At 63.3% G+C, this 4,125-nt stretch carries 4 protein-coding genes; all 4 read right to left on the bottom strand.

From position 1 onward, the window contains the following. Nucleotides 1–155: 155 nt before the first annotated feature. Nucleotides 156–1,184 carry a 4-hydroxy-2-oxovalerate aldolase gene (gene dmpG, locus AC3WWR_RS30730; RefSeq protein ID WP_020796431.1) on the bottom strand — a complete coding sequence of 343 codons (1,029 nt, stop codon included), beginning with the start codon at nucleotides 1,182–1,184 and terminating at the stop codon, nucleotides 156–158. A 10-nt stretch (nucleotides 1,185–1,194) separates the two neighbouring features. Beyond that, nucleotides 1,195–2,121: an acetaldehyde dehydrogenase (acetylating) gene (locus AC3WWR_RS30725; RefSeq protein WP_020796430.1), complete on the bottom strand. Its 927-nt coding sequence runs from the start codon at nucleotides 2,119–2,121 to the stop codon at nucleotides 1,195–1,197. A gap of 32 nt (nucleotides 2,122–2,153) precedes the next feature. Beyond that, entirely contained in the window at nucleotides 2,154–2,945 is a 792-nt protein-coding gene (locus tag AC3WWR_RS30720) for a fumarylacetoacetate hydrolase family protein (protein ID WP_083349409.1), read from the bottom strand. Nucleotides 2,946–3,018: 73 nt separating this feature from the next. Next, entirely contained in the window at nucleotides 3,019–3,792 is a 774-nt protein-coding gene (locus AC3WWR_RS30715) for a glucose 1-dehydrogenase (protein ID WP_020796428.1), read from the bottom strand. Nucleotides 3,793–4,125 lie beyond the last annotated feature (333 nt).

The raw sequence follows: 4,125 nt of genomic DNA, 5'->3' as shown, positions 1-4,125 counted from the left end.
TGCCGAGCCTTAGCGAGGCACCGAGTGGTGGGGCAAGAGCGCTTTGGTTACTTTCGCGCTTTTCGAAAGTGACTCGCTGTAAGAGCGAAACCCTAGGTGGCCGTTACCGCAGCAACGGATATGTACACCTGAAAAAAATCGCGTAACACAAAGCCTTACCCCTGCCGCCGCAGACGAGCAAGTGTCATGGCAGTGTCCTCGATCATATCCTCCTGCCCACCAACCATCCCACGACGTCCCATCTCAACAAGAATTTCCCGAGCTGACACGCCGTACTTCTTCTCGGCGCGCTTGGCGAACAGCAGGAACGAGCCATAAACCCCGGCGTAGCCCATGGTCAGTGCATCGCGGTCGCTGCGGATCGGGAAGTCCATGATCGGTACCACCAGGTCTTCAGCTACATCCTGGATGCCAAACACACTGACGCCGGTGTCGATACCCATGCGATCACACACCGCCACCAGCACTTCCATCGGCGTGTTGCCCGCGCCGGCACCGAGTCCTGCGCAGGCGGCGTCGATGCGGTTGGCCCCGGCGGCAATCGCAGCAATGGAGTTGGACACACCCATCGACAGATTGTGGTGGCCATGAAAGCCAATTTCGGTCTCAGGCTTGAGGGCCGCGCGCATCGCCGTCACGCGAGCACTGACGTCGTGGGGCAGCAGATAGCCCGCCGAATCGGTCAGGTAGATGCAGTTGGCGCCGTAGCTTTCCATCAGCAAGCCCTGCTTGACCAGGCCTTCAGGGCTGTTCATGTGGGCCATCATCAGGAAACCGACGGTGTCCATGCCCAGGCTGCGGGCGTGCGAGATATGTTGTTCGCTGACATCGGCCTCGGTGCAATGGGTGGCCACGCGAATGGTATTGACCCCCAGTTCATGGGCCATTTTCAGATGATCGACGGTGCCGATGCCAGGCAGCAGCAGGGCTGAGACCTTGGCCTTTTTCATCAATGGGATCACTGCCGACAGATACTCTTCGTCGGTGTGGGCCGGGAAGCCATAGTTCACCGAGCTGCCGCCCAGGCCGTCGCCGTGGGTGACTTCGATCAGCGGCACGCCGGCCGCGTCGAGGCCGCAGGCGATGTCTTTCATCTGTTGCAGGCTGATCTGGTGACGCTTGGGGTGCATGCCGTCGCGCAGGCACATGTCGTGAACGGTGATGCTTTTGCCGCGAAGATCCATGGTCGACTCCTTATGCGTGAGCGGTTTGGGCAGTAGCGGTGAGTACCAGCTCGCCCTTGAGGATTTCCTCGGCGAACATCTCGGCGGTGCGCGCTGCGGCGGCAGTCATGATGTCCAGGTTGCCGGCGTACTTGGGCAGGTAGTCGCCCAGGCCTTCGACTTCCATGAAGATCGACACCCGATTGCCGTCGAACACCGGGCCGTTGACCAGCTTGTAGCCGGGCACGTAGCGCTGCACTTGCTCGATCATGGCCTCGATGGCGGCGGTGATCGCCGGCTGGTCGGGTTCGCTGGCGGTCAGGCAATGCACGGTGTCGCGCATGATCAGCGGCGGCTCGGCGGGGTTGATGATGATGATCGCCTTGCCTTTCTTCGCACCGCCGACCTTTTCCACGGCGCTGGCGGTGGTGCGGGTGAACTCGTCGATGTTTTTGCGAGTGCCGGGGCCGACCGACTTGGACGCGGCGGTGGCAATGATCTCGGCGTATTCCACCGGCTGCACGCTGGACACTGCCGCCACCAGCGGAATGGTGGCCTGGCCGCCGCAGGTGACCATGTTGACGTTCATCACACCCAGGCCCAGTTGCGCCTTGAGGTTGACCGGTGGCACGCAATACGGGCCGATGGCCGCCGGAGTCAGGTCGATCATCAACACGCCCAGGGCATTGAGCTTGCGCGAGTTCTGGGCGTGGACGTAGGCCGAGGTGGCGTCGAAGGCGATCTGGATCTGGTCTTCGAGGACATGCGGGAGCAATCCGTCCACGCCGTCTGCGGTGGTTTTAAGGCCCAGCTCGCGTGCTCGTGCCAGACCTTCGGAGGTGGCGTCGATGCCCACCATCCACACCGGTTCCAGCACCTCGCTGCGCATCAGTTTGTACAGCAGGTCGGTGCCGATGTTGCCCGGCCCGATCAGCGCGCATTTGATCTTTTTACTCATGGTTTTTTGGCTCCTGAAGAGGGAAGGGCGATTCACGGGACAAAGCGCAGGCTGGCTTCGCCCAGGCCGGTCATGGACAGGCTGATGTGGTCACCGGCGATCACCGGCACCAGCGGCGCCAGGGCACCGGAAAGAATGATTTCGCCACGGCGGAACGGGATGCCCAGCTCGCCCAGGGTATTGGCCAGCCAGGCCACTGCCGCGCAAGGATGGCCTTGCACCGCCGAGCCCAGGCCCGAGCCTGCCGGTTGGCCGTTTTTGCTCATTTGCATGTGCACCGCGGCCAGGTCCAGCGAGCGCGGGTCGATGCGCTGGGAGCCGAGGGCGAACACACCGCACGAGGCGTTGTCGGCCACGGTGTCCTGGATGCGGATCTGCCAGTCGTCGATACGCGAGTCGACGATCTCGAAGCACGGCACCACCCATTGGCTGGCGGCCAGCACGTCCTCGGCACGGATGCCCGGGCCTTGCAAATCTTCGCCGAGAATAAAGGCGATTTCGCCTTCGGCCCGGGGCTGTATCAGGTTGTAGCGGGCCAGGCTGACGTCACTGCCATCCTCGACCTGCATGGCATTGGTGAGGAAGCCGAAATCCGGTTGGTGGACATCGAGCATTTCCTGCACGGCGCGGCTGGTGACCCCGATTTTCTTGCCGATCACGTGCTCGCCGAGGGCTTCACGGCGCTGCAGGAACTGCAGGGAAATCCCGTAGGCCTGCTCCAGGGTGATCTGCGGATAGCGGCGGGTCAGGGGGGGCAGCGTCTGCCTGCTGCGCAGGGCGTTGAACAGCTCGTCACCGAGCGCGTTGATCAAATGGGCGTCCATGGCGAGGGCTCCAGAGGGGTGGAAGAAAAAAGGCCCGCCCCAACGTCATCAGGGGCGAACCCAAAGGAGTGGGTCAGCCGGGCCAGACCGACGAGTCGGCACCGCCATCGACATCAATGATCTTGCCGGTCACCCAGGCCGATGCGGGGCTGGCCAGGTACAGCGCGGCGGCGGCGATGTCTTGCGGGGTGCCCAGGCATTTGAGCGGGGTGTTGTTTTCCATGACCTGGCGCATGGCGGCAGGCATCACGCCGTTAAGTGCTTCGGTCAGGGTGGGGCCGGGGGCGACGGCGTTGACTCGGATTTGCGGCGCGAAGTCCTGGGCGAGCAGGCGGGTCAGATGGCTGAGGGCCGCCTTGGCCGTACCGTAGGCGCTGAAATGGCGCTGGGCATAACGCGCCGCCACTGAGCTGATATTGATGATGTTGCCGCCGCCGGCCTCGCGCATCAGCGGTACGCACAACTGGCAGAAGGCGTAGGTGGTGGCGACGTTGAAGTTCAGCACCTGGGCGAACTGCTCGGGTGTCATGGTCATCGGGTCATTGGGCCCGCCACCGCCGACGTTGTTCACCAGATGAGTGATCCGGCCCATGTGCTCGACGCTGTGGCGCACCAGTGCCTGGCGTTGCTCGGCATCGTTGACGTCGCAGGCGAAGGCCAGGGCGCGCCGACCGAGGGCGCGAACTTCCTCGGCCACGGCCTGCACTTCGTCCAGCGAACGTGCCGAGCACACCACATCGGCGCCGGCTTCGGCATACGCCAGGGCAATCGCCCGACCGATACCGCGGCCGCTGCCAGTGACGATGGCGACGCTGCCGTCCATTTGGAAACGCTGCAAAATACTCATGGCCCTTGCTCCGTGGGGTCGATTTTGGATGGGTTTACTATCGCTGCGGTGATCGGGTTGGGCATCGTCTCAACGGACTAGCGGGGGGCTGGATGAGGTGGGTTGGTGTACATATCCGTTTCTTCGGTAACGGCCACCCATGGTTTCGCTCTTACTGTAGGAGCGAGCATGCTCGCGATGGAGGTCAACGATGACGCGGGAAGCCTGACTCCCCGCGGTGCTCTCAGGTTTTTCGTCGGAACGCCGCCCGGAGCATGCTCGCTCCTACGGGGCCCGCCGCGATGGGCCATCCCTGGCCCAGCGCGGCTAAACGGCATCCATGCCGGTTTACCC

This window comes from Pseudomonas sp. EB271-G4-1 (assembly GCF_058791355.1).
Note: the sequence above shows the minus strand (reverse complement) of the source record. Positions and strands in the feature narration are given on the sequence as shown.